Below are 25,744 nucleotides of genomic sequence, written 5' to 3' on the forward strand. Positions count from 1 at the left end.
CAGATATACTTATATGCTGGCACAACTTATAGATGAATACAGTTTTCGTTACTTTAATAAATACAATATGAGAAGTTGAAACATTTGAAATACTCCATTTCATACCGTAACATTGACATAAATTTAAAGCTGAAAGGGTGTATTTCATGAAAGCTATCGTTGTGAAAGAAACTGGTGCTATAGAAGATTTTGTGGAAAGCGAAGTAGATAAACCAAAAGTAAATGCAGATGATGTGTTGATTGAAGTTCATGCTCTCTCCATTAACCCAGTTGATAGTGCAATACGTAAGGGGCAGATGCCGTTCAAATTAAAGTCCCCTATGATTTTAGGTACGGATATTTCTGGAGTTGTTTCTGAAGTTGGTGAAAATGTTTCCAATTTCTCTAAAGGCGATGAAGTATTTATTTCCTATAAGTTAAATCGTGGCGGTGGACTTGCGGAGTTTGTATCTATTCCTGAAAAATATGTAATAAAAAAGCCGGAAAAGGTTTCTTTCGAAGATGCTTCAGCCTTAGGTATCGCAGCACTAACTGCATATCAACTGGTTAATAAAGAATCATTTCAAGTAAAAGAAGGAGAAACTGTTTTTGTGCAAGGTGGTTCTGGTGGTGTAGGAACATACACAGTGCAGTTTGCTAAACAAAAGGGAGCACATGTTATTGCTACAACTAGCAGAAATAAAGAACTGCTTGAATCACTTGGAGCAGATCAAGTTGTTAATTATAAAGAAGAAGATGTACCGACAGCTTATAAAAATAAAGCTGATATGTTAATTGACACAGCAGGTCAGGGTACTGAAACATTACCTGCTGTAGTTGAAGGTGGTCGGGCATTAACGCCAGCAGCTCCTATATCAGATGACAAAGCTGCAGAAAGAAATATAACTATTGATCGAGTTATCTATGAAATAAATACAGACCAATTAAAAAAATTCGCCGATCAAATAGAGCGTGGAGAGTTGAAGGCTGTCATCGATGAAGTCTATCCATTTACCCAAGACGGTGTACAGAAGGCTTATAAATTAAGCGTATCAGGACATGCAGCTGGAAAAATTGTGATAAAAGCGAAATAAAAGACGACTGAAGATATTGTGAAATAGTTTGTGAGATTGATTGGGACCCAAAAAGAGATAAGGTACTTCATAGATTTAGCGGGTATGGCATCAAGCCCGACCAATTCTATGGAATACCTTATTTAATTTACATATAATTTGTCACGCTACTCATTAAAAACTTATTCATATGGTAAAAATTATTATGCTTTCCTAAGGCTATAGATAGAGGCAGAAGCTTATGAGGTGACCTTATAATATGTATAACAAATTCCCTAGGCAGATGGTAAAATAAATATACTATAAATCAAGAAGAATACATGATAAGGGGATGCTGCTCAGTGGGAATTTGGTCAGAGGTATTAGATATAATTAAAGAAAGAATCTCAAAGCCTAGTTTTGACACATGGTTTAAAAAGACTTCGATTGAAATGAAAGATGACACCATTACCGTATATGCACCAAATGAGTTTGGGAGAGACTGGATTGAAACACAGTATAATGATTTAATTTCTGAAATTGTTGAGGCCGTAACAGGAAAATTATATAAATTTGAATATGCTTGCATTGATAAAGTTACCGATCTTGCCAATAGCTCTTGGGCTGAAACTTCTTTTTCAAAGCGAGAAAGAGAACTTGAGCCATTTGAACTCTGGTTAGAGGTGCTAAACAGAATTACTAATAAGGTACGTCTGCAAAGTTATGATACCTGGTTTTCAAATACAACGATTGAAGTGGAAAGTGAAACCATTACGGTGCATGCAGGAACTTCATTTGCTAGGAAATGGCTTGAGCACAAGGCTCATACATTAATATCCGAAACAGTTGAAGAAGTAACTGGAAAACAATATACTATCAAGTTCACCTCTCCTCCCGAAGTAGTAAAGGGCGAAGGGGATGGGTTTGAGCTCTGGGATAAGGTAATAAGCAAACTTCGTAAAAAGATACTTAAATTAGATGTTGATGCGTGGTTTTCAAATACAATGATACAAATCGAAAATGATACGATTCAAGTCATAACCCCTAATTGGGCCACAGCAAATAAACTTGCGGAGACATATGAAGAATTAATAGCTGAGGTAGTGAACGAAATCACCGGTAAAACCTATACTTTTAGCTACTTTGATCTTCAAAATAAAGAGGAATACACATATACGCATCTGACTTATATGAATAACAATAACTCCGCGCACGATCCTATTGTGAATAAATTGCAAAAGAGAATTGAAAAATTAGAAGCTAGAGTTCGTGAATTAGAAAAAAGTTTAATGTCTTAGAAATATAAATGCAAGTCCCCTCATAGAAATCACTCTTTCTTGTGAGGGGACTTTTCAATTGCAGTAAAAAATTATCTAATTATTTTTAAAAACACCATTGTATAAATATTCATTTTTAGTTATAATTATAACAACTTGATGTAATTATAGGAGAGATTGCTATGGAAAGAAAGAATATAATTATTATAGGTGCGGCCGGAAGAGATTTTCATAATTTTAATACGTATTATCGTGATAATGAAGCATATAACGTTGTTGCTTTTACAGCAGCGCAAATTCCAGATATTGATGGGCGAAAGTATCCAAGTGAATTGGCGGGCAAACTGTATCCAAATGGAATTCCAATTTATTCACAGGATCAATTGCCAGCATTGATTAAAGAGTTAGACGTGAATGAATGTGTTTTTGCATTTAGCGATATTAGTTACGAAGAAGTAATGGGCATCGGAGCGATCGTGAATGCAGCAGGTGCCGATTTCAAGCTACTCGGTCCAAATAACACAATGTTAAAAAGCAAAAAGCCAGTTATTTCTGTTTGTGCTGTACGAACTGGAACGGGAAAAAGCCAAACATCGCGGAAAATTATTGAAACATTGTTAGAGCAGGACTTAAAGGTCATCGCAGTGAGACATCCAATGCCTTACGGGGATTTGAATGCCCAGCGTGTACAGCGTTTTGCAACTGTTGAAGACTTAAAAAGACATCATTGCACAATTGAAGAAATGGAAGAATATGAGCCACATGTTTCACGTGGAAACATCGTGTATGCTGGCGTTGATTATGCAGAAATTTTAGAAGCAGCAGAAAATGATCCTGATGGTTGTGACGTGATTTTATGGGATGGAGGGAATAACGACTTTTCCTTTTTCGAGCCTGATTTAGCTGTTACAGTCTTGGACCCGCATCGTCCTGGTCATGAGCTGAAATATTATCCTGGTGAAGTGTGTCTGCGAACTTCAGATGTGTCCATTATTAACAAGGTGGATAGTGCTGCAGAAGAAGCTGTTCAAATCGTGGAAAATAACATCAAAGCTGCAAGTCCAAACAGTACAATTATTAAAGCTGAATCCACGATTACGGTGGATAAACCAGAACTTATTGCTGGAAAACGTGTGCTGGTCGTTGAAGACGGACCGACACTAACTCATGGAGAGATGAAGCTTGGTGCAGGTTCAGTTGCAGCAGAGCGTTTAAGTGCTGCTGAAATCATTGATCCGCGACCGTTTGCAGTTGGTACATTAAAGGAAACATTTAAAAAATACCAGCATGTTGAAAACGTGCTTCCGGCGATGGGGTATGGTGACCAGCAATTAAAGGATCTGGAAGAAACGATTAATAATGCTGACTGTGATGCTGTGATTATTGGAACACCAATCGATTTAACACGAGTTATTTCCATTAACAAGCCGTCTACTCGTGTATATTATGATTTGGACGAAGTGGAAGGTCCGAATTTGAATGAAGTATTAAAAGGCTTTGTTGAAGAGCATAAGTTGGCTAGTGTGAAACAAACAGTGTGAAAAAGACTAACTAATTATGAATAAAAGAATCATTAGTTTTCTCTATTATTGATTCCGGAATATCAAGATAGGGAAAAAATAGAGTGAGAGAGTTCACGTTCGTAAAAAACTTGAGTTTAAGTAAACTCAAGTTTTTTTGTATGATTAGGCAAATACTATCAATCTAAAGAACTGATGGCCAGAGAGAAATATTAATATATTGTAAACATTATAATATTTGAATCGAATGACCTATTCAGTAACTTGTATGAGGTAAAAGAATAACACTAAAAGACGTGGGTAAAAAGTAACTTATTTCAATGTGAAAACATAGTTTTACCATAATTTGTTATTAATGTGGAAGTTATTTCCTAGGAATAAAAGCCGTTGTCTCTATTAATCTTCTTGGATATACTCTTATTCGTATTCATGCAAACTCATCTAAGCAGGCAGTTCTTCAGCTGTTAGCTTTGTAGGTCAATAGAAGATGGTACTGATTTACTAATTAATCATAATCATTATCTACATACATACTTAATATCTTAATACCTATTTTGGTAACTACTACAACACGAAAAAAGTAATGATTAATATGATATGCTTCGTTTCAGCGATTACGCTAAACAGCAAGGTTCTGTTGTATTAGATGAAAAAACAAAATAGGAGTGGTTTTATGTTGAAGAGATTGTCACTGTTAGGTCTATCTCTCATGCTGGTTCTGTATCCGACTGCTGTATTAGCAGCTGATAATACCGAACAGCAAGATAGTGACCAAATTGACATGACAGAAACGCAAACAGACATTGCAGATTTGCAATCTGACAACGAAGAGGATAATGCCGTTACAGAAGCAAACGAGAGCAATAAAGAAGAACCGGCAGAAAGTGCTGATTTAGAAGAATTAGCAGAGGAAGCCGTAACGGAAGACGAACAGGATGCTGAACAAATAGCACCAGAAGAATCCATAGTGGAAAGTGAGCAGGATATTAAAGAAACTCCATCAGATGCTGCTGTAGAGGAAACTTCAGAAGCAGAAGCGAGTGAAGAACAAGCTGATAGTAATGCAGCAGATGCAGATGTGGAAACAGATGCTGGAGAAGACGAAGCAACTGTGGAAACAGAAGAAGAGGATCCTGCTGACGAAGCTGAAGATTTAGAGCAATCCGATGAGGATTTGGATCTTACTAAGATTCATGGTGCTGCAAATGGTGAAATTACGTATGATTTCAATAAAGGCTACTATGTGCTAGATTTACAAGCAGGTTTAAGTAATTACTCCAGTAGTCAAGTATTAGATCAAAAATGGGTAGCGTTTGCACTGCCAGATGGTGTCTATCTTCCTGATGTGAAGGAAGTGCCAAGCGGTGTTGCACAAGTCTATCTTCCATATGGAAAAAGCGGCATTGCAATCAGAATACCTGATGTTTCGGAATTCCCGGATAGCAAATATGTTTATCCTAAAATTCCTTTGATGGGTGAACCAAATGACAATAATCCTAACGAAAACCTTTATCTATTAAACGTGAATGTCGATGAAATGACATTTGAAAATCTGGGGCAAATAAAAAGCCAACGAAATGTAGATTTTTCTGTGATGCAAGGAGAACCTGAGCTTGATATCGATGGATCTATTGAAGGTAAAGCTGTATATGATACAGAAAAACGTAACTATACGGTTGATTTGACTATTAAAGCAACCAATAACTCAGAATCAGATATTACAGATATTTATGCAGGATTTAAACTTCCAGAAGGTGTTGGGCTTATTGAAAGTGAAGATATTTCAGAGGATATTGAAGTACTTCAGTTAGAAGATGGATCACAGGAAGTAGCAGTAAAGCTGCCAAATATGGAGTCAGGTGAAGATGGTGAATTGCACTATCAAATTCCGGTATTAGGAAAATCATCTGAAGTTATTGAAGCATCAACGACTAATGTATATCGTTTTCACAGTGATGGTACGTATCACCCACTCGGTCAATTTGAAGGATCCGTACGCATTGATTTTTCAGAAATGAGTGAAACATGGGATTTCAGTGCTGAAAGTCAGCTTGTTAGAGATTTCCCAGGACTTGAGGCAAATCAATTTGGTTTGCGTTTTGGCTTCACTGCGCTAAACTTAACTTTCGATAATATTGATGAAGTGAAAATTGAATTTAATGTCCCGGATGGGATTACAATTCATGAACCAGATTCCTATAGTCAAGGTTCTATTCCTGATTCCTTGCAGGACTTTCTTAATAGTGAAGGTGGCTTTAGCAGTGATCTTGATTTAAATTGGGATGGAAATACGGCTACAATTAATTTAGATACAGTGAATGGCATCAGTGGATATGAAGGATTTTTCACGGCCTTTGGAGAAAGCAGCCAATCTCTTGAAAGCTTAGAAGGGTTAGAGGTCATTGTAACGCTTTATCAAGATGGTGTTGAAGTAGTACGTGAAATTGATGTGCCATTTGAAATTGTTTCCTATGAAGGAGACGATGGGGAAAACCCTGAAGAGCCAGGCGATGATAACGAAAATCCAGGAGACGATAACCAAAATGATGGTGATGATCAAACTGGTGGAGACAACGACCAAAATGATGGTGATGATCAAACTGGTGGAGACAACGACCAAAATGATGGTGATGATCAAACTGGTGGAGACAACGACCAAAATGATGGTGATGATCAAACTGGTGGAGACAACGACCAAAATGATGGTGATGATCAAACTGGTGGAGACAACGACCAAAATGATGATGATGACCAAACTGGTGGGGACAGTGACCAAAATGATGGTGATGACTCAACCGGTGGAAATAACGACCAAAATAATGGAAACAACCCGTCTGCTGGAAATAATGAAGATGACCAACAAACTGCCGGCCAAAATGTAAATAACGACAATAACTCTCAAGATAATACCAAAGGATCTGTATTACCAGATACAGCTACAAATATGTATTCCATGCTTTTAATTGGAATGATTTTCACTGTAGCTGGCTTAGCACTTATGCTGTTTAGAAAGAAGAAGATAGCTGAATAATAAATGGTTCATTAATTACCAAAAACTGCATCTCCATGAGGTGCAGTTTTTTGCGTGGACGAAGGTTGATTTACAATCTTACTAATAACGGAAACAGTCTACTATACAAATCCATTCATATTTGAATGAAAGTATGGAAGGTTTATCTGAAGTATACAAAAAATACTTGGTATTTGACGTGTATACCCATTGTTCAAAAAGGAGTTAAAACTTAAGGAATCGTGCGCTTTTGGTCTGTAAAACTGATATAAACCATCAGTAGAATGCAAAGAAAAAGTGTCACATGGAATATTGTATGTAGTGTATTTGGAACAATTCCATTCATTACAGGTAAAAAGGAATGCGTGTTTCCGAACCGAACATGGTCTGATATCTTTCCACCTTTTCCTCCGCACCAAACCCAAAGAAATATGGTATCCACCAAGCCATTAGTACCCCAGCAAAGATACATGAAGGATGAATGATGAGCCAAAGCTTTGCCCAGATTGGATATCTTTTTCCAATAAAACATAGGATGAGAACCATTAAAATAACAATTTGCACTACACCAATCAACGTGACAGCAATCAATTCACTCTTAGAGTTCTCTTGCGCGATTGCTTCAATATCATTTAATGATCCTAAAGGAATCCAATCTTGAACGAACATAAAAAGTAAAATCAAGCTATACCCAGCAATCAAGAACTTTTCAGAAACACGGATTTTTCGCTGCACTTTGATAACTTCCCTTCCTAATAATGGTTAAGATACTGTTTTACATTATATTAACACGAAAAGAAAATATCTATATTAACCTTTTGTAATTTCAAACAGTTAATTAACATTGCTTGACAGTAGAATTGTAAACTTAGTTTAATAGGTGCATTATTGATTAAAAATCTAGTGAACTTTATGTTCGCGATAAGGTTGGTTATTTGTTAATTGATGGAAGAGGGTCATAAAAAGAACCGGGGTTTACGGTTTTTTTCTTATGGGGTAAAAGGTAGAACAAATGAATTCGGTGCGCGGATTAAAGATATCTATCCAACTAAAAAACTCTATAAGATAGCATGATTACGTAAACTCTGTTCATTTAAGGGTATTTACAAATAATTTAAACTAATTATATATTTCCTCAATAATTATCCTGTACAATTTGAAGATAAAGTATGTTGGATGGGAATCCAATCCTAAAGGGGGTTTGTAAAGTGATGGGAAAGCCGTTAATTACATTTTTACTTCCTGCGTATAATGAGGATGAAAATATTTATGAATTATATGACCAGTTGTCCTTAGAAACGAAGAGTTTATGTTACTCCTTTGAGATTTTATTTATTGATGATGGCAGTACGGATGACACGCTGGAAAAAATTAAAGACCTTACATGCTATGCTGATAATGTACGCTATGTTTCTTTCTCCCGGAACTTTGGTAAAGAGGCTGCAATGTATGCTGGGCTCGAGCATGCCAGGGGGGATGCTGTCATTATTATGGATACTGATTTACAGCATCCGCCGCATTTGATTTCTTCTTTAATAAAAGGACATGAGGAAGGCTACCATCAGGTAATTGCAAAGCGTGATCGCAAAGGCGAGTCAAGGTTTAGTCAGCTCCTCACGGGAAGCTTCTACCAGATGATGAATAAGTGGAGTGCAGTCAATCTTCAGGACGGGGAAGGAGACTTCCGTTTGTTAAGCAGAAAAGCGGTAGATGCACTTTTGAAGTTAAGTGAGGGGAATCGATTTTCAAAGGGTCTTTATTCATGGATCGGCTTATCGCAAACTACTGTAACGTATGAAAATGTAATCCGAAAAAAAGGGGAAAGCAAGTGGAAGATGTCTTCACTCATTACATATGCTCTGGATGGAATGCTTTCATTTAATACAAAACCTTTAAGATTGTGCTGTTATTTAGGACTATTTACTATTTTAATCTCATTTATTTATATTCTTATAATGTTTGTTTCTATAATATGGAATGGTGTTGAGGTGCCGGGATATTTTACAACGATTTCTGCCGTTCTGTTTCTTGGCGGTGTTCAATTATTCTGTTTAGGAATTATCGGGGAGTATATTGGCCGGATATACAATGAAACGAAAAAACGCCCGCATTATATTATTGATGAAAGCAATGCAATGAGGTCCGATTTAGAAGTAAGATCTATAATGCCATCACAACGAACATGGGGGTTATCAGAAAAACAGGAACAAGAGAAAGTAAGCTCATGAATAAAGAATTTATTTGTTTTGTCTTTGTTGGTGTACTGAATACCCTCAATTATTATGTTATCTATTTATGTTTAATGCAGATCATAGGGCTGTATTATTTATCAAGTCATATTACGGCAACTTTTATCAGTATGTACATATCCTATTTCTTGAACGTCTATTTTACATATAAAGTAAAGCCGTCATTAAAATCATTTTTGATGTTCCCGCTAACCCAGGTTGTTAATATCGGTGTACAAGGAGGCTTACTCCTTATTTTTGTTGAGCTTTGGAATATTTCAAGTACATTCGCACCAATTTTCGCAGTTGTTTTTACAGTACCAGTTACATTTTTCGTGACGAGGAGAATCTTACATTAATGCAAAAACAAAATAGGAAGCAATGGATAATTATTGTCTTCGTTGCTTTAGTTGTTTCCATCGTTTGTCATTTGTTTTTTATCGTTCAAAAAGAAGAAGGCATTCTTATGACCGGCTATAATGATGGGCTTTCCCAGATGCTTCCTTTTAAAAAATTTATTTATAATGAATATACGAGCGGCAATTTCTTTTATTCAGATTCGTTTGGCCTTGGGGGCGGATTTTTCTCCCAGCTCAGCTATTATTACACGACTAATATCATCTTCATTTTTCATATAGCTTTCATTTTTATACTGGAAACGTTACATATTATCGATCACCCGGATTTAGCATTTTGGGCATCAGCAATTTTACCAATGAGTATTGCAAAACTTGCAGCAATCATTGTTATAACAACCGTCTATTTTAAAAAAATAAACTTTCGGTCTGCTGCTGCATTTTTAGGCGCTATTGTTTATGCAGCAAATGTCCTGTACTTTAGACATGCCATGTATTGGGATTTCTTTACTGACGCGATGTTTTGGTTGATTTTATTGCTAATCGGTGTCGAAAAAATAATTAAGAAAGAATCCAAAGGAGTTTTTGCAGTTGGTGTGGCGGCAAATTTAATTACCAATTTCTATTTTGCCTACGTGAATTTCCTTTTAGCATTTTTTTATATTTTGCTTCGATTGATAATCAGGTTCGATAGACATGAAGAACGTCCAGTAAAGCAAATTGCCCAATATTGTTATTTGGGGATGATTGGATTTCTGATTGGTGCATTCGCGTTTATTCCAAGTGTGATTGCCTACTTGGATAATTATCGGCCTGAATTTACGGATGTCATTCCGCTGCTGAACTTCACTGATAATATTTTGCTTAACAGCCGAGTGCTCTTTTTGCCAGTCTTTGTTGTAATGATGGTTTGCTTTATCCGTTTTTATAAATATCCTGTTTTCCGTTTCTTTGCTGTTATTTCCCTAATGGGAACGTTGCTGCATTTTGTACCTTATGTTGGAAGTATGTTTAACGGCTTTTCGGCACCACAGAATCGCTGGGAATATATTGTCTGTCTCGCGTTCGGGGGAGTAGCAGCGTTTGTTTTCCAGCATATTAAGGAAGTAAGAGGAAAAGATGTTTTGATTGGTGCTGTTGCTTATATTCTTTTGTCTATTGGATTTATCGAATATGATGGATATTCATTTGATCAAACGTTTGATTGGGTTATCCCGATTGCATCTGTTTCTTTTATTATTATTTTTCTTTTACGAAGGAATAAAAAGACGCTTTTTATTAGTATTATCCTAGTTATGGGAATTTCTGCAAATATATTTCAAGCAGTGCGATTAATGAATCCCCCAAAGGATGGGGAGCTGGCAAATGAATCCGTTTTGCTCAACTCGGACATTTATAACTCTTCAGAGCAGCGACAGCTCATTGAAGAAATGAAGAGAAATAAAGATACCGAGCATAGTCGGATTGACTGGATGGTGCCAATGCGCAACAATACACCAATCGTACAGGACTATGATGGAATGAGCGTGTATTCGAGCATATTAAATAATAATCTGCTGTTTTTCTATTATAACGATGCCGAGATTAGTATGGACCGGGAAAGTGTAAGCAGATATGCAACGCTGGGTGACAGGGCTAATCTTATGAGTCTGCTTGATGGACAATTCTATATGCGAGAAAAGGAAACAAAAACGAAGCCATATGGATTTACGCCATTGCTGGAGGGTGAGCATTACGCTGCTTACGAAAATCAATTGCTGCTCCCCTCTTTTCGGAAAACGAATGTAAGGTATGATGCAAATGAATTGCTGCAAAAGCCTGTATTAACACGGGAGCATGCGATGCTCTCAGGAGTAATTGTGGAAGAGGGCGATATTAATATAGATGAGCAATTAGAGGCTGTGGAGATTTATGATTACTCGATTGAAGAAGTAAAAGCAACGTATGGTGGTGAGAAGCTTCGTGTAGAAGAAGATGGTGGAGGACTGGAGATTTTAATGGATCACCCAATGAGTCATGGCGATCTATATGTATCCTTTTATATGGATGGAATTCGGAAGCAGGATGAATTTTTGCTTGAGATAAATGACTACCAGACGTTAAGGAAAGAGTTCGATTCCATTTATCGGACAAATATGAATGACCTCACTGTTCGGATTGAAGCGGATGATACGATTAAATTAAAGCTTCCAAAAGGAAATTACAATTTGAAGGATTTGCAGATTTTCCATGAGGATTATACGGTGCTGCGTGACGTTTATGAACAATATAAAGAGAAAGAAGTCTTGCCTTTAAAATGGGAAAATGGCCTTGTGGAAGGGAAGGTTATCAGCGAAGAGACGGACGAAATGATTGTAACTCCTATTCCATATGAGAAGGGCTGGAGCTTGAAAGTAAATGGGGAGAAGGTGCCAATTGAAAAAGTTAATTATGCGTTTATCGGCATTCCATTAGAAGATGGCGTTAATGAAATTCAAATGACCTACTATCCTCCATATTTTGGCTTGGCAGCTGGTTTGACTGTTTGGGGGATTGGAATGCTTGGCTTTCTTCTTTATAGAGAGAAGGGGAAACAGGAATGATGAAGGAGGATATTCGACACATATGAATGAAAATATTTTACTGGAGAACTTACAAAAGAAAAAAATGGTTGCTGCCTTAAAAGAGCCAAGGTATATAGAAAAAGTAGTAAAATACAAGCATAATTTAGGCGCTGCATTATTAATGACAGGTACGATTTTAACCGTGAAGCGGTATGTCGATTTTCTTCAAAAAAACGGACTCCCCGTTATTTTACATGTAGAACGAATAGGCGGTCTTGAAATGGACAAGGATGGAATCGACTTTGTGAAAAAATATGTAAGGCCAGCGGCAATTGTTTCAACGAATCAGGGAATTATTAAACGAGCCAAAAAGGCGGGGTTATTCGTTGTTCAGCGTGTTTTTCTAATTGATACCGATGTGTACCTTCATCTTGTCCAGGACCCTCGTAATATTCAAGCTGATATAATTGAAATAATGCCAAGCAGGGCACCGGACTTTATTGAAAAATTATCTAAAATATCACCTGTTCCTATCATAACTGGGGGGCTTTTGTCATTGCCAGAACATGCGAAAAGTGCATTTGAGCATGGAGCTGCTGCTGTATCAACGTCTAACCCTGAAATGTGGAAGCTAGACTTGAATCAGCTGGAGATTGGAGGTAAGAGGGAAACCTGCCAATTGTAAACTATACGCAAACTTAACTTCATCTTCACAATGATTTAGTATTTATACTTTACAATTAAGTGTGAAGTGAATAGCTCATTGGTGCAAATATAGAGAGACCACAAATATTGAATGCTGTCTGAAGCATTTAAATTATTTGTGGTCTCTTTTTTATGGAGGTGTTATGAACCAAGCCAAACTTCTTCATTAAAAACCAAAAAGGAGAGAACATGTGATTACAGTTGAGGATTATGATGTATATAGCTTTGATTTAGACGGTACGATTTATGTTGGGGATACATTATTACCCGGAGTAGTTGAGACACTCGACTACATAAGAAGCAAGGGAAAGAAGGTTCGTTTTATCACGAATTCCTCCAGTTTATCAAGAGAGGAATGTAAGGAACGATTAGAAAAGTTTGGTCTCACTATTCAACTGGAAGAAGTAGTTACTGCACTTTATTTGACAGGGCTATATTTTAGGGAGCAGCATGCAGCAGCGCGGGTTTACGTTGTTGGTGATGATCAAGTGAAAAAAGAGCTGCATCGGCAATATGTTGAAACAACGGATGATGCAAATAAGGCAACCCATATTTTAGTTGGCCATGATCGAAATTTTTCCTATGATAAAATCCAGCATGCAATGAACGCCATCTATCAAGGGGCTAAGCTTATTGTGATAAATCCAGATCCTTTTTGTCCTGTCCCTGATGGATATATACCTGATACGATGTCCTTTGCAAAAGCAATTGAGGTTGCTGGTGGCCGAGCGATTGATCAGATTATTGGAAAACCAACTCCCTTTTATGCGGACAGATTACTGGAGCTAAGTGAGACAAATCCTGATCGAATTTTGATTGTTGGAGATAGACTGGAAACAGATATTATGCTTGGACAAGCGCACGGATTTGCTACATGTCTTGTGCTGACCGGGGTGGCCAGTAAACAGGATACTCAGCAATCGATCATCAAACCTGATTATATGATAGAGAGTCTGAGTGAATTGTTTGCATTTGAATTATCTTTTAATAAAAGTTAACATTCGCTTCAAATCTAGTTAATAGTAATTTGATATAGTTATAATTGTAAAGTGAATACATTCATGGTGCGTTTAGAGAGACCTCAAAATCAGATGTATATGTGCGTGCATATATATCCATTTTGGGGTCTTTTTGGTAATAGAAATGGAGGGATTCATGGAAAATCAATAGCTCTACCAGGTAAATAGAATTCCAATTTAAAACATGGGGGAATGAAAAAATGAAGAAGCTTTCTTATTTAATAATGTTCACTGTAATGGTACTTATACTTGCAGCATGTGGTAATAACGAGGCCACAGGTTCAAGCGGAAACTCGGAGTCAGATTCTGAAGGCGATGGCCCGATTGAAATTACGTATTGGTATGCATGGGGAGATAAGATAGGAGAAAACAATGAAAATCTGGTAGAGCAATTTAATGAAATGCAGGACGAGATTCATGTTACTGCTGAATTCCAGGGCAGCTATGATGAGCTGCATTCAAAGACGCAGGCAGCATTTGCGGCTGGTAACGCTCCAGAAGTAACACAAAATGAGATTGCTTCAATTGAGACATTTGCTAAATCTGGTATGACCCAAGATTTAACAGCCTTTGTTGAAGAAGATGCAGATGAAATTGATATGGATGACTTTAATCCTGGTTTAATGGGGAACTCCTATGTGGATGACAAGCTTTATGGCCTTCCATACTTAAGAAGTACACCAATTGTTTATATTAATAAGACAATGTTTGAAGAAAAAGGGATTGATCCAGCATCTATCCAAACTTGGGAAGACTTTCAATCAGCAGCTGAAAAATTAACAGATGACGAACATGTAGGAATTTCCATGCCGGTAGATATTTGGTTCTATGAAGCATTTGTTGCTCAAGCTGGTGGAGAGATGGTCAATGAAAATGGTGAGATTGTTTTTAACGGAGAGGGAGGAGTGGAGGCTCTAAACCTATGGAAAGGAATGGTAGAGAGTGGATCGATGCGTGTTCCAGGTGGAGAACCACTACAAGCAGCTGATATGGCGAGACAGGATTTTGCTACTGGACGTGCGGGAATGTATTTCTCTTCTACAGCTGACTTAACCTTAATGTTGCAATTAGCAGAAGAAAATGGTTACGAATTAGAAACAATCATGTTCCCAGAGAATGAACAACGAAGTGTTCCAACTGGAGGGGCGAATTTAGTAATGACTTCTGGATTAGATGAAGAAAAGCAGCAAGCTGCATGGGAATTCATTAAATTCATGACTGCTTCAGAACAGACTGCTTATGCTAGTGAGTATACTGGATATTTGCCAAGCAGACTCTCTGCGGTGGAGTCAGACACCATGCAAGAGCTCTACGAAGAAAAACCACAGTTTAAAGTTGCAGTAGATCAATTGCAATATGGGAATGCCCGTCCAATGATTGAAGGATATCCTGAAGTAGTAAAAATTCTTGTCGAAGAAATTCAGCGTTTAATGCTCGATACAAGTTTGGAAGCTGCAGATGTTTTAGATCAAGCAGCAGAACGTTCATCAAATGTGATTAAATAAGTGTTTTTACATAGGGGCGTGGTATTACACAGCACGTCCCTATGAATCAATTTTAACTTTAAGGAGTTATATCATGGCTAAAATTCAATTGAAAAATGTATCGAAAGCGTATGGTAATAATAAAAAAGTAATTGAGGATATGAATTTGGAAATCCAAGATGGCTCATTTACGGTTTTGGTTGGTCCTTCTGGATGCGGGAAATCGACAACACTCCGAATTATCGCCGGTCTAGAAGAAGTTTCCGCAGGCGAAATCTGGATCGGAGATCAGTTAGTAAATGATGTGGCACCTGGAAAAAGAGGCATATCCATGGTTTTCCAAAACTATGCGTTGTATCCAACGATGTCTGTCAGAGGCAACATTGAATTTGGCTTGGAAAATATGAAAATACCAAAAGCAGAACGAAGAAAAATGGTAGAAGAAATAGCTGAGATTGTGGATCTTACGGAATATCTGGATAAGAAGCCACAAAACTTATCTGGTGGACAGCGTCAGCGTGTGGCGTTAGCCCGGGCAATGGTAAAAAAGCCGAATGTATTTATTTTTGATGAACCATTATCCAACTTAGACGCGAAATTGCGCGGCCAAATGCGAACAGAATTAATCCAGTTGCATAAACGATTAGGAACAACCTTTATCTATGTAACCCATGATCAGGTGGAGGCAATGTCGATGGGAGATGAGATTGTTATTTTAGATAAAGGCCATATTATGCAGCAGGCAGCACCAATGGAAGTGTATCATAATCCAGCGAACCAGTTTGTAGCCCGATTTATTGGTACCCCGTCAATGAATGTTCTGCCAAAATCAGTGTTAGAAGGAAATGGCGGCATGATTACAGACGGACGAATTTCTCATATTGGTTTTCGGCCAGAGCACGCGAATATGCAAATGGAGAAGCAGGCGACTTCTGGGATAAATCTATCATGTGAGATTGTTACAATGGAAACACTTGGCTCTGAAACACTTTATTTGGTAAACAGCGATGCAGGGCAGTTTCAAATAAAAAGCTTTCAAGCCCCATTAATAGATACGGAAAAGGTGCATGTGACCATTCCAATGGAGAAATTATATTACTTTGATACGCAAGGCAATCGGATTTGTACGGATGGAGTGTCTTTTGAAGGTCCTATCGCGGAGACTAGAGGAGAGGTGCTCGTATGAGATTAGCAAAGTGGCGCCCGTATCTTTTGGTGGCGCCCGCCATTATCGTATTTATCGTATTTTTCATTCAGCCGATTTTTTATATGATTTACTTAAGCTTTCATGATTGGAACTTTATTAGCCCGGATAAAACATTTGTTGGTCTCGGAAATTTCAAAGAATTGCTGGCAGATACTATGTTTCTCGAGGTGATCCGTAACACGCTGATGTATACCTTTTTTACCGTATTATTTTCAATTAGCATTTCACTGTTAATGTCTATTTGGCTGAATAAGCAAGGCTGGATGTACAGCTTTGTTCAAGGAGCTGTATTCAGTCCGCACATTATTTCGCTTGTATCTATTGCGATGTTATGGATGTGGATAATGGATGCTGACTATGGTTTATTAAATTGGATTTTAAGCTTAGTCGGGTTAGAAAAGGTACCTTGGCTGACAGACCCCAAAACAGCTTTACCTTCGCTGATTATTATAGCAGTTTGGAAAAACATAGGTTATTTTACGTTAATTATTATAGCTGGGCTTCAAAGTATTCCAAAGCATTTATATGAAGCAGCTGCCTTAGATCGCACACCATCCTGGCGGCGATTTGCAAAAATCACCTTTCCGATGTTATCGCCTAGCTTATTTTTCTTAACGATTATAGGGATTTTGGACTCCATTAAGGTTTTTGAAACGATCAGCATTATTACAAAGGGTGGACCACTTAATTCAACAAACACGCTTGTATACTACATATATGAAAACGGCTTTATATTCTTTAAAATTGGCTATGCATCAGCAGCCGGTGTTATTTTATTAGTCATTTTAAGTATTTTAACATTGCTTTATTTTAAAGTTCTGAGTAAAAAAGTCCACTATCAATAGAAGGGAATGCGTACTTTGAAAACATCCTTGCCTTTAAAAATACTAAATATAATCGGTTTAATTATAATGGTTGCTATCTTCGCCATGCCGTTTGTTTGGATGATTTCCACGAGTTTAAAAACATTGGGAGAAACAATGGTGTTCCCGCCAAAATGGATTCCAGATAGCCTGATTTGGGGAAACTTTGAGCTGGCATGGAATTCTGGACCATTTCTACAATACTTTATTAATAGTGTTCTTGTGTCGGTGGGAATTTTAATCTTTCAATTTATTACCGTTATTCCTGCAGCATATGCATTTGCCAGATATGAATTTCGTTTCAAAAATGTGCTGTTCAGCTTAGTCATGGTCACCATGATGATTCCCGCTCAGCTTATTTTCCTGCCAGTATTTTTAAATTTAAGTGACTGGGGACTTCTTGATACCTTATGGGGATTGATTTTGCCATTTGCTACAAGCGCATTCGGTATTTTCATGCTGCGGCAAACGTTTAAGCAAGTTCCAGAAGAATTATTAGAGGCAGCGCGTTTGGATAATTCAACTGACTTCAAAATTATGATGAAGATTATGGTGCCAATGGCAAAACCAACGTTAATTACATTGGGTCTATTCAATTTTATTACGCATTGGAACGATTATTTCTGGCCGCTTGTTATGACAACTACAGAACAGGCACGTACCCTTCCTGTTGGAATTGCACAGCTTAGGCAGGTGGATGGTGGCGTCGCATGGAATATTTTAATGGCGGGTAATGTGATTCTTGTTATACCAATTTTAATTATCTTCTTCTTTGCACAGCGCCATATTATTAGGGCATTTACGTATACGGGAGTTAAGTGAATACATATTCGGAGGGTGGACATTAGTGGTCCATCCTCTTTTAGTTACAGGGGAAAGGTTAATTGGGAAGCTAATGCAGAAAAGGAGATTTTCTATAAAAAAAGGGCAAGGCCCCCTAGCAGGAATCCTTGCCACCACGTTTCTTAAACTGTTACTGTTTTCTTGATTACAATTTCACGGTTTGGTGTAGTGCCCATACCTAGAGGACTCAATTGAAAATGATTAATATTAGAACCAATAATTTGGGCCATACTTTTTAATTCTGAAGTTGCAGCATTAAACGATTGAATCGAAATTTCGTTATCATTTATTTCCAATACGCGAATGCTTTGATCATCAAGTACAGCATTCGCTTGAACAAATGTCCAGTTATCTATCGTTTCAATAGAATCTTTGTGATTATGGCCATTTATGTAAATGCCGTTTCCTTTCTTTTTACGCAAAACGTCAAGAATAGGAATATCGGGTTGAATGGATAAGTAAGGAAAATTGGAATTTGCTGTTGTATCATATACTGGATGGTGAGCAAAGATAATTACAAGCTTTTCTTCGCTTTCTTCAATTTCGGCTTTCAGCCATTGTAATTGCTTATCGCTTATGTAACCGCCATAATCTTCATGATCGTGGTCCCGGGCTGTTTCCAGGGAGATAATGTTTACTTTATCTGTTGCAATTGAAATATTTTGTTCGCTGTTAGAAATGTTTAGAACTTCATCTCTTGAGACACCATATAAGTCATGGTTGCCAAATGTGTGAATAAAAGGTTTCTCGTATTTACGAATGATTTCATAGACTTCGTGCAGTTCATCTTCTTTTCCGAAGTTGGTTAAGTCACCAATGGAAACATAATAATCAGCTTCTAATTCAAAAAAAGTATGAAGAAATTTAGCATAAAATGCATCCCTGGCTTCTTTTACTTTCTCGTTTTTACCGATCATAGATGGGTAATGTAAATCTCCAATAAAAGCAATTCTCAAATGTATCCACTCCTTATTGTTATTAGTTTCATTATGCCAGTGGAATATTAACGGAGATTGGATAGATTGTTAAGTTTGGTTAAAATAAATCGGAAAGCATTGTTTTTGAAACAATATTATCAATAATAGAGTAAGAGGATTATATCATCTGCTTACTCTATTAAGATGGTTTGTAAACATCTAAAACACACTCGGATAAGCTTTTACCATCGCATCGGAGATCGTATCTGCCATTTGTCTTGCTTGTTTCTCAATTTGATCATATACCTCGATATCTTTTTGATAGTCTTTGTTAATCATCGCTACCGCTTCTTGTTTTGTTAAGTCTAAATGGTGATAAAACATCTCGCGGACTGCTTCTTCTGTTAAAAGAGGATTAATGCTGTTTAGGAAAACAGCAATTTCATCTGCATTTGCGTACCATCTCTGCTCTGCCGTCATTGCTGCTTGCTCGTCACCAGCTAATGCTGCTTTAACTAGGTCTGCCGCAATTAGAAGATGCTCTTTAATCAAGTTGCCATACGTTTCCGCAACAACATCCCCGTATAGGCGGCGAATCATATTACCCATGTCTGTCGCATTTCTCAGCAGGCGTGTCAGGACAAAATCGATATCTGGCAAATTAAATGTAAGACTGATAATTGCCATTCTCGTCCACGCCACATGCTCCTCCCAAAGACTTCGCATATCATTTCGATAATCAACCTCTGCTTGGCTTATACAATGATCTGGTCGTACTTGCTGGTTGGGCGAATGTGCGACTGGTATCGAAATTTTTTGCCCGATATGCAGATAGTTGGGGTTTATTCCAGGATTAACAGCAAAAATTTCTTCTGCAGTTGTTTGATATCGATGTGCCAGCAACCAATAATTATCACCTGGTTGAACGGTATAGTAAAAAAGGTTAGTCATCTTACCCTTTCACTCCTTTGTTTATAATCGACTTTAATAAAATAGGTGTGGGTATGATTATAGTTTATTCAAATTATGTGGGTAGGTGCTTGTGGGGGGGTAAATATTCTAACGAACCAATACCTACTTCACATTCGTTAATCATGGTATAATAAAACAGCTCATGACTATCATTAAACTCCGGAGTCTGCGGAGGAAAAACAGAACGATAGAGGGATAAAGCTATATCTCTCCCAGGAGGATATAAAGTGATAACAATAAAAGATATTGCAGAGATGGCAAAGGTTTCAAGATCTACGGTTTCCCGTGTGTTAAATGATTCTGGCTATGTAAGCGAGGATGCAAGGAAACGAGTAGAACAGGTCGTCAAGGAGACTGGATATGTTCCAAGTGAACATGCAAAATCACTGAGAACAAAGAAGACGAAGGTTATCGGGGTTATTTTGCCGACGATTCAAACGGAAACACCAAGTAGAATTGTGACTGGTTTGGGGAGGGAGCTCTCTAAGCATGGCTACCAATTTTTCTTGGCAAATACGGATCATGATAAAGAAAAAGAACTGGAATATTTGGATTTGCTGAAGGTGCGCCAAGTAGATGGGATCGTTTTGATTGCTACGAATACGGACGCAAAGCTAATGAAAAAAATAAAGGAAATCAATATTCCATTAGTCATGATTGGGCAGGAAGCAGAGGGTGTCATACACATTACCTATGATGATTATCATGCAACGAGAGAGTTGACGAGATTCTTTATTCAAAAAGGATATGAGAAAATTGCCTTTATTGGTGTGGATGAATCTGATCGGGCAGTGGGGTATTTTCGGAAGAAAGGCTTTTTGGATGAAATGGCTGCGCAGGGTTTGGCAGTCGAGAAGGCTTGGGTTCAAAAAGGGATTTTTGATATTGACTCAGGACGTGAGGCGATGGAAAAAATATTAAAAAACGCTGTGAACAAGCCAACTGCAACTATTGCTGTTACGGATCGACTGGCAATTGGAGCGATGAGCTGCCTAAAAGAGCATGGGATTGAAATTCCAACAGAGATGGCGATTGCTGGGATCGGGGCATCGGAAATGTCGCAGTATCTGGAGCCATCTTTGACGACAGTTGATTATCAAAATGAAAAAGCGGGTGAGGAAGGGGCTAGACAAATTTTAGCCAGCATTGATTCTAAACCGTTTCAAGAAAAAGTAGTGATGGACTATAGACTAATAATTCGTAAGAGTGTATAATAAAATCGGAAACCGATTTCATACCATGCTGTCTGGAATCGATTCCATATCTCTTTCCATATCATTTAATTATAAGCATATTATTTTGTGAACGATGTGGAATCGATTCCATAATTTAAAAAGGAGCGTGAAAGTTTATGTCTGACAATAAAAAAATAGCAGAAGAGCTCATTAAGTCTGTCGGGGGTTCTGACAATATTGAATCTGTTACCCATTGTGCGACGAGAATGAGGTTCATTATTCGAGATGAAGAAAAAGTCGATAAGAAGAGCGTGGAGGAAATTGACAAGGTAAAGGGCGCTTTTTTCAACTCAGGACAGTATCAGGTTATTTTTGGCACTGGAACGGTAAATCGAATTTATGAGGAAATAGCTAAATTCGATTTGAAAACGTCTACAAAATCGGAGCAATCGAAAGAGGCTGGTAAGAAAGGCAACAAGCTGCAGCGAGCAATTCGTACGTTTGGAGATGTGTTTGTTCCAATTATTCCGGTTCTTGTTGCAACAGGTCTTTTTATGGGGCTTCGGGGACTTATCATGCAGGAAGAGATTTTGTCTCTTTTTGGATTAACTGCAGATGATATATCAAGTAATTTTCTGCTTTATACGGAAATTTTAACGGATACAGCATTTATATTTCTGCCAGCATTAATTGCTTGGTCGACCTTCCGTGTGTTTGGCGGGACACCGATTATTGGAGTTGTACTTGGACTGATGCTTGTTAGCCCCGCATTACCAAATGCATGGGGGGTTGCCACTGGTGCTGAGCCACTGATGTTTTTTGGATTCATTCCTGTTGTTGGCTATCAAGGTGCCGTGCTTCCTGCGTTTATCGCTGGTATAATCGGCGCGAAATTGGAAAAAGCGATACGTAAGCGTGTGCCAGAAACATTTGATTTAATTGTAACCCCTTTTCTGACATTACTGCTCATGAGTATTGCGTCCCTATTCATTATCGGCCCGATATTCCATATGGTTGAAGGTTACATTCTGGATGCTGCCTTGTATGTATTAGGGTTGCCGTTCGGTTTAGCGGGAATACTGCTTGGCTTCTTTAATCAAATTATCGTTATTACTGGGGTACATCATATTTTTAACATGTTGGAAATTCAGTTGTTAGAAAACCTTGGAAATAATCCGTATAACGCTATTATTACTTCGGCTGTTGCCGCACAAGGTGGTGCAGCGTTAGCCGTTGGTTTAAAAACAAAGCATAAGAAGCTAAAAGCGTTGGCAATGCCGTCATCTTTATCCGCATTCTTAGGGATAACAGAACCAGCCATTTTTGGTGTCAACTTACGCTATGGAAAACCATTTGTAATGGGATTAATTGGTGGGGCTGCCGGGGGTTTCCTTGCGTCAATCCTTAGTCTTGCGGGATCAGGTATGGCAATTACCGTAATACCAGGTACGCTTTTATACTTGGATGGACAGCTTTTCCTTTATATTCTCGTTAACCTTGTAGCGATTGCAGTGGCCTTCGTGTTGACTTGGATGTTTGGGTATTCGGATAAAGATACACAAAAGGAACATGCATAAGGAGAGAAATATGAGACAGTCATCAAATGAACTTAAACAGCGTGCATATAATAGAATACATGATTTAAAAGCGATCGTTGCTCGTGATTCGTACCGGCTGCATTACCATATTATGCCGCCGGTCGGGTTATTAAATGACCCGAATGGTTTTGTCTTTTATAAGGGTCAGTACCATATGTTTTACCAGTGGAATCCGTTTCAGACGGAGCATGGTTCGAAGTTCTGGGGACATGTTATTTCCGATGATTTAGTTCACTGGCAGGATGCTGGAATAGCTTTAGCACCGGATCAGAATTATGACAAGAACGGTTGTTATTCCGGAAGTGCAATTGTTTTTCAAGAGAAGTTATATGTTTTTTATACAGGGAACGTAAAAAATGAACGAGGTAATCGCGAAACTTATCAATGTCTGGCAATTTCTGAGGATGGCATTCATTTTGAAAAAAAGGGGCCTGTCATTCATGTTCCATCTGGATATACGCCGCACTTCCGTGATCCAAAGGTATTTGAAAAAGATGGTCAGTGGTACATGGTGCTTGGTGCACAGACAGAAGATGAGACAGGAGAAGTAGTGGTTTATACGTCCTTAGACCTCGAAAACTGGAGATTCCAAGGTACATTGGCAGGAAGTGGCCATCATGGGTTGTCAGACTTCGGTTATATGTGGGAATGCCCGGACCTGTTTAAGCTTGATGGGAAGGATATTTTGATTGTATGTCCCCAAGGATTAGAAGCCCAAGGGTTTGCGTTCAATAATATTTTCCAATCCGGCTATTTCGCTGGGAATGTTGATTATGAAAAAGTTTCTTTTCATCATGGTGCTTTTGAAGAACTGGATAGAGGCTTTGATTTTTATGCCCCGCAAACGACAACAGATGCATCAGGGCGTCGGATTTTAGTAGGCTGGATGGGAAATGCTCAGGAAAATGATTCGGTTCAGCCTACAATTAAAAAGGAATGGATTCATGCCTTAACATTGCCAAGAGAGCTTGAGTGGAAGAACGGAAAACTGGTTCAGCACCCAGTAGCAGAGCTTCAAATATTACGTCAGGATGAGATTCGGCATGCTGATGTTATTGTTACGAATAAGGGTATGGCACTTCCACGAGTAAATGGCCAGGTGTTTGAGTTAGAAATAGCGATCAGCAAATTGGAGGCGCCGAATTTCTCTATTATGATAGGTGAGAAGAACAGCTTCCATTATGATGCGGTTGCACAAGTTTGTACATTCCAGCGCGGGGAATTTTCTGGCATTGGTGTGGAAAGCAGACACTGCGAGTTAGAGAGTCTCCAATATATCCGGATGTTTAAAGATTCCTCTTCCATCGAAATCTTTGTCAATAATGGAGAAGAAGTGTTTACCTCAAGGGTGTTTGATAATCCAGACACCGGCGAAATCCGTTTTATTGCTAAGGGTGGCCATGTTAAAATGGATGTAAGGAAGTGGAATATAAAAAGAGTTACGGAATATTAAGCTGGAGGTTTTATTATGTTTGGGAAATTGTTTAAGAAAAAAGAAGAAGTAACCGATATTACTTTGATTGCGCCGGTTAGCGGTGAAGTTGTTGCATTGGAGGAAGTGCCGGACCCTGTATTTTCCGAAAAAATGATGGGTGACGGAGTTGCGATCAAGCCGAAAAACGGAGACGTTGTTTCACCTGTAAATGGAGAGATTATTCAAGTGTTTCCGACGAAGCATGCGGTTGGAATTCGTGCTGAAAATGGAGCGGAGATTCTAATTCATATTGGGCTTGAGACGGTTAGCCTTAATGGAGAGGGGTTTACTTCATTTGTTGGAGAAGGAGAACAGGTGAAGCAAGGGGATAAACTGATCCACTTTGACATGGAGATCGTCCGTGAGAAAGCTAAAAGCTCAATAACTCCGATTATCATCACGAATACAGAGGAGATGCGTGAGGTTGAGGAAAAAACGATACAGCAAGTAACTGCAGGGCAAGATGAGATTTTATTTGTTTCGAAATAAATAAGAAATGGATGTTGGAGAACATGAAAAAAGTCTACACGATTGGAGAAGCATTGATCGACTTTATCCCGCATGAAATTGGCGCTCCTATTCAAGATGTTGTTAGTTTTAAAAAAATGCCAGGAGGAGCTCCTGCCAATGTTGCAGCCGCAGTTGCAAAACTTGGTGGCCGCAGCAGCTTCATTGGCCAAGTCGGGGAAGACCATTTCGGCTACTTTTTAAAGAATACGTTATCTGAAAATGATGTGGATGTTACACACATGCTTCATACAGCAAAAGCTAATACGGCACTTGCTTTTGTCGCGCTGAAAGAAGACGGGGAAAGAGATTTTGTCTTTTACCGAAAACCAAGTGCAGATATGCTGTTAAATAAAAAGGATGTAGGGAAAATAGCATTCTCTTCAGATGATATTTTGCATTTTTGCTCCGTTGATTTAATAGAGGCAGATGTGAAGTATGCACATGTGGAAGCAATATGCAACATCAAGGAAGCTGGCGGGACGGTCTGTTTCGATCCAAATGTCCGGAAGAGCCTATGGGATGACCTGGATGCCTACCAACAAACAATTCAGGAATTTATTCCCTATGCAGACATTTTAAAAGTGAGTGAGGATGAACTGGCTTTTATCACGGGACAGGCAGATGAGGCGAAAGCGATTCGTTCGCTTTTAGCTGGGGATGCTTCCTTAGTGATTATTACTCGGGGTAAGGATGGTGTGAGCTTTTATAGGGGGATGGATGAAATATCGGTGGAAGGATTCAATGTGAAAGCCATTGATACAACCGGGGCAGGAGATTCCTTTATCGGTGCATTTTTATACCATTTTGCAGCAATGAAAAAGGAACTTCCTGACCTTACCCTTAAGGAATTGGCTGAAATGGGCCGGTTTGCAAATGCCGCAGCAGCTTTAGTTACTACGAGTCAGGGCGCAATTAGTGCGTTGCCTGATTTAGAGGAAATCGAAGCGTTTATGAAGTAAATGCTGGTGCAATTGAATGGATGTATCAACAAGTCCTCTGTTACAAGTGTAGC

General features: G+C 38.4%; 21 protein-coding genes. 18 read left to right on the top strand and 3 right to left on the bottom strand.

The window, feature by feature from the left end; translation table 11 throughout:
- The first annotated feature begins 146 nt into the window (after nucleotides 1-146).
- The 4 genes from NSQ77_RS11320 to NSQ77_RS11335 all read left to right on the top strand — a co-directional run bounded on the left by NSQ77_RS11320 (nucleotide 147) and on the right by NSQ77_RS11335 (nucleotide 6,859).
- Nucleotides 147-1,073 (top strand): NADP-dependent oxidoreductase, encoded by a 927-nt coding sequence (locus NSQ77_RS11320; protein WP_339226084.1) that lies wholly within the window; start codon nucleotides 147-149, stop codon nucleotides 1,071-1,073.
- Between the two features lie 320 nt (nucleotides 1,074-1,393).
- Nucleotides 1,394-2,329, top strand: coding sequence for a DnaA N-terminal domain-containing protein (locus NSQ77_RS11325; RefSeq protein ID WP_339226085.1), 936 nt, complete (start codon nucleotides 1,394-1,396; stop codon nucleotides 2,327-2,329).
- A gap of 161 nt (nucleotides 2,330-2,490) precedes the next feature.
- A complete protein-coding gene (locus NSQ77_RS11330; RefSeq protein WP_339226086.1) occupies nucleotides 2,491-3,849 on the top strand; it encodes a cyclic 2,3-diphosphoglycerate synthase in 1,359 nt (452 codons plus the stop codon).
- A gap of 652 nt (nucleotides 3,850-4,501) precedes the next feature.
- Nucleotides 4,502-6,859 carry an LPXTG cell wall anchor domain-containing protein gene (locus NSQ77_RS11335; RefSeq protein ID WP_339226087.1) on the top strand — a complete coding sequence of 786 codons (2,358 nt, stop codon included), beginning with the start codon at nucleotides 4,502-4,504 and terminating at the stop codon, nucleotides 6,857-6,859.
- 324 nt (nucleotides 6,860-7,183) lie between these two features.
- Here NSQ77_RS11335 and NSQ77_RS11340 read toward each other — a convergent pair whose 3' ends face one another.
- Nucleotides 7,184-7,573, bottom strand: a complete 390-nt coding sequence (locus NSQ77_RS11340) for a hypothetical protein (protein WP_339226088.1) — start codon at nucleotides 7,571-7,573, stop codon at nucleotides 7,184-7,186.
- A gap of 476 nt (nucleotides 7,574-8,049) precedes the next feature.
- On the opposite strand from NSQ77_RS11340, the gene NSQ77_RS11345 reads away from it, so the two are divergent.
- From NSQ77_RS11345 to NSQ77_RS11385, 9 genes are all read left to right on the top strand, one after another.
- The gene (locus NSQ77_RS11345) at nucleotides 8,050-9,066 is read left to right on the top strand and encodes a glycosyltransferase family 2 protein (protein WP_339226089.1); all 1,017 of its coding nucleotides are present in this window, start codon (nucleotides 8,050-8,052) and stop codon (nucleotides 9,064-9,066) included.
- Entirely contained in the window at nucleotides 9,063-9,425 is a 363-nt protein-coding gene (locus NSQ77_RS11350; RefSeq protein WP_339226090.1) for a GtrA family protein, read from the top strand. The genes NSQ77_RS11345 and NSQ77_RS11350 overlap by 4 nt, the downstream gene beginning before the upstream one ends.
- Nucleotides 9,425-12,004, top strand: coding sequence for a YfhO family protein (locus NSQ77_RS11355; RefSeq protein ID WP_339226091.1), 2,580 nt, complete (start codon nucleotides 9,425-9,427; stop codon nucleotides 12,002-12,004). Before NSQ77_RS11350 ends, NSQ77_RS11355 begins: the two co-directional genes overlap by 1 nt.
- Nucleotides 12,005-12,026: 22 nt before the next feature.
- Nucleotides 12,027-12,650 carry a glycerol-3-phosphate responsive antiterminator gene (locus tag NSQ77_RS11360; RefSeq protein WP_339226092.1) on the top strand — a complete coding sequence of 208 codons (624 nt, stop codon included), beginning with the start codon at nucleotides 12,027-12,029 and terminating at the stop codon, nucleotides 12,648-12,650.
- Nucleotides 12,651-12,861: 211 nt separating this feature from the next.
- Complete coding sequence (locus NSQ77_RS11365; protein WP_339226093.1) at nucleotides 12,862-13,668, top strand: HAD-IIA family hydrolase; 807 nt, start codon at nucleotides 12,862-12,864, stop codon at nucleotides 13,666-13,668.
- A 221-nt stretch (nucleotides 13,669-13,889) separates the two neighbouring features.
- Nucleotides 13,890-15,194, top strand: a complete 1,305-nt coding sequence (locus tag NSQ77_RS11370) for an ABC transporter substrate-binding protein (RefSeq protein WP_339226094.1) — start codon at nucleotides 13,890-13,892, stop codon at nucleotides 15,192-15,194.
- Between the two features lie 73 nt (nucleotides 15,195-15,267).
- Nucleotides 15,268-16,359 carry an ATP-binding cassette domain-containing protein gene (locus NSQ77_RS11375; protein WP_339226095.1) on the top strand — a complete coding sequence of 364 codons (1,092 nt, stop codon included), beginning with the start codon at nucleotides 15,268-15,270 and terminating at the stop codon, nucleotides 16,357-16,359.
- On the top strand, nucleotides 16,356-17,225 hold the full coding sequence (locus NSQ77_RS11380; RefSeq protein WP_339226096.1) for a sugar ABC transporter permease: 870 nt from the start codon (nucleotides 16,356-16,358) through the stop codon (nucleotides 17,223-17,225). Before NSQ77_RS11375 ends, NSQ77_RS11380 begins: the two co-directional genes overlap by 4 nt.
- A 6-nt stretch (nucleotides 17,226-17,231) precedes the next feature.
- Nucleotides 17,232-18,065, top strand: coding sequence for a carbohydrate ABC transporter permease (locus NSQ77_RS11385; protein WP_339226098.1), 834 nt, complete (start codon nucleotides 17,232-17,234; stop codon nucleotides 18,063-18,065).
- A gap of 143 nt (nucleotides 18,066-18,208) precedes the next feature.
- Here the strand turns inward: NSQ77_RS11385 and NSQ77_RS11390 are convergent, their stop codons facing one another.
- Together NSQ77_RS11390 and NSQ77_RS11395 are read right to left on the bottom strand one after the other, a co-directional pair.
- Entirely contained in the window at nucleotides 18,209-19,042 is an 834-nt protein-coding gene (locus tag NSQ77_RS11390; RefSeq protein WP_339226099.1) for a metallophosphoesterase, read from the bottom strand.
- Nucleotides 19,043-19,222: 180 nt separating this feature from the next.
- Nucleotides 19,223-19,954 carry a LysM domain-containing protein gene (locus NSQ77_RS11395; protein WP_339226100.1) on the bottom strand — a complete coding sequence of 244 codons (732 nt, stop codon included), beginning with the start codon at nucleotides 19,952-19,954 and terminating at the stop codon, nucleotides 19,223-19,225.
- Nucleotides 19,955-20,202: 248 nt separating this feature from the next.
- Here NSQ77_RS11395 and NSQ77_RS11400 point away from each other — a divergent pair, with 248 nt between their 5' ends.
- The 5 genes from NSQ77_RS11400 (at nucleotide 20,203) to NSQ77_RS11420 (ending at nucleotide 25,691) form a co-directional block, all read left to right on the top strand.
- Complete coding sequence (locus NSQ77_RS11400) at nucleotides 20,203-21,189, top strand: LacI family DNA-binding transcriptional regulator (protein ID WP_339226101.1); 987 nt, start codon at nucleotides 20,203-20,205, stop codon at nucleotides 21,187-21,189.
- A 137-nt stretch (nucleotides 21,190-21,326) separates the two neighbouring features.
- Nucleotides 21,327-22,727, top strand: a complete 1,401-nt coding sequence (locus NSQ77_RS11405) for a sucrose-specific PTS transporter subunit IIBC (protein WP_339226103.1) — start codon at nucleotides 21,327-21,329, stop codon at nucleotides 22,725-22,727.
- Nucleotides 22,728-22,737: 10 nt separating this feature from the next.
- Nucleotides 22,738-24,201 (top strand): sucrose-6-phosphate hydrolase, encoded by a 1,464-nt coding sequence (locus tag NSQ77_RS11410; RefSeq protein ID WP_339226104.1) that lies wholly within the window; start codon nucleotides 22,738-22,740, stop codon nucleotides 24,199-24,201.
- Nucleotides 24,202-24,216: 15 nt separating this feature from the next.
- On the top strand, nucleotides 24,217-24,711 hold the full coding sequence (locus NSQ77_RS11415; RefSeq protein WP_339226105.1) for a PTS glucose transporter subunit IIA: 495 nt from the start codon (nucleotides 24,217-24,219) through the stop codon (nucleotides 24,709-24,711).
- 23 nt (nucleotides 24,712-24,734) lie between these two features.
- Entirely contained in the window at nucleotides 24,735-25,691 is a 957-nt protein-coding gene (locus tag NSQ77_RS11420; RefSeq protein WP_339226106.1) for a carbohydrate kinase, read from the top strand.
- Nucleotides 25,692-25,744 lie beyond the last annotated feature (53 nt).

The organism is Oceanobacillus sp. FSL K6-2867 (genome assembly GCF_037963145.1).
In the GTDB taxonomy this organism is placed as follows: Bacteria; Bacillota; Bacilli; order Bacillales; family Amphibacillaceae; genus Oceanobacillus.

Bases quoted from the DNA above. Each gene is read 5' to 3' on its own strand.
- NSQ77_RS11405 (WP_339226103.1), top strand. From the start codon at position 21,327: ATGTCTGACAATAAAAAAATAGCAGAAGAGCTCATTAAGTCTGTCGGG.
- NSQ77_RS11385 (WP_339226098.1), top strand. From the start codon at position 17,232: ATGCGTACTTTGAAAACATCCTTGCCTTTAAAAATACTAAATATAATC.
- NSQ77_RS11420 (WP_339226106.1), top strand. From the start codon at position 24,735: ATGAAAAAAGTCTACACGATTGGAGAAGCATTGATCGACTTTATCCCG.
- NSQ77_RS11330 (WP_339226086.1), top strand. From the start codon at position 2,491: ATGGAAAGAAAGAATATAATTATTATAGGTGCGGCCGGAAGAGATTTT.
- NSQ77_RS11320 (WP_339226084.1), top strand. From the start codon at position 147: ATGAAAGCTATCGTTGTGAAAGAAACTGGTGCTATAGAAGATTTTGTG.
- NSQ77_RS11415 (WP_339226105.1), top strand. From the start codon at position 24,217: ATGTTTGGGAAATTGTTTAAGAAAAAAGAAGAAGTAACCGATATTACT.
- NSQ77_RS11375 (WP_339226095.1), top strand. From the start codon at position 15,268: ATGGCTAAAATTCAATTGAAAAATGTATCGAAAGCGTATGGTAATAAT.
- NSQ77_RS11335 (WP_339226087.1), top strand. From the start codon at position 4,502: ATGTTGAAGAGATTGTCACTGTTAGGTCTATCTCTCATGCTGGTTCTG.
- NSQ77_RS11395 (WP_339226100.1), bottom strand. From the start codon at position 19,954: ATGACTAACCTTTTTTACTATACCGTTCAACCAGGTGATAATTATTGG.
- NSQ77_RS11360 (WP_339226092.1), top strand. From the start codon at position 12,027: ATGAATGAAAATATTTTACTGGAGAACTTACAAAAGAAAAAAATGGTT.
- NSQ77_RS11380 (WP_339226096.1), top strand. From the start codon at position 16,356: ATGAGATTAGCAAAGTGGCGCCCGTATCTTTTGGTGGCGCCCGCCATT.
- NSQ77_RS11370 (WP_339226094.1), top strand. From the start codon at position 13,890: ATGAAGAAGCTTTCTTATTTAATAATGTTCACTGTAATGGTACTTATA.
- NSQ77_RS11355 (WP_339226091.1), top strand. From the start codon at position 9,425: ATGCAAAAACAAAATAGGAAGCAATGGATAATTATTGTCTTCGTTGCT.
- NSQ77_RS11410 (WP_339226104.1), top strand. From the start codon at position 22,738: ATGAGACAGTCATCAAATGAACTTAAACAGCGTGCATATAATAGAATA.
- NSQ77_RS11345 (WP_339226089.1), top strand. From the start codon at position 8,050: ATGGGAAAGCCGTTAATTACATTTTTACTTCCTGCGTATAATGAGGAT.
- NSQ77_RS11350 (WP_339226090.1), top strand. From the start codon at position 9,063: ATGAATAAAGAATTTATTTGTTTTGTCTTTGTTGGTGTACTGAATACC.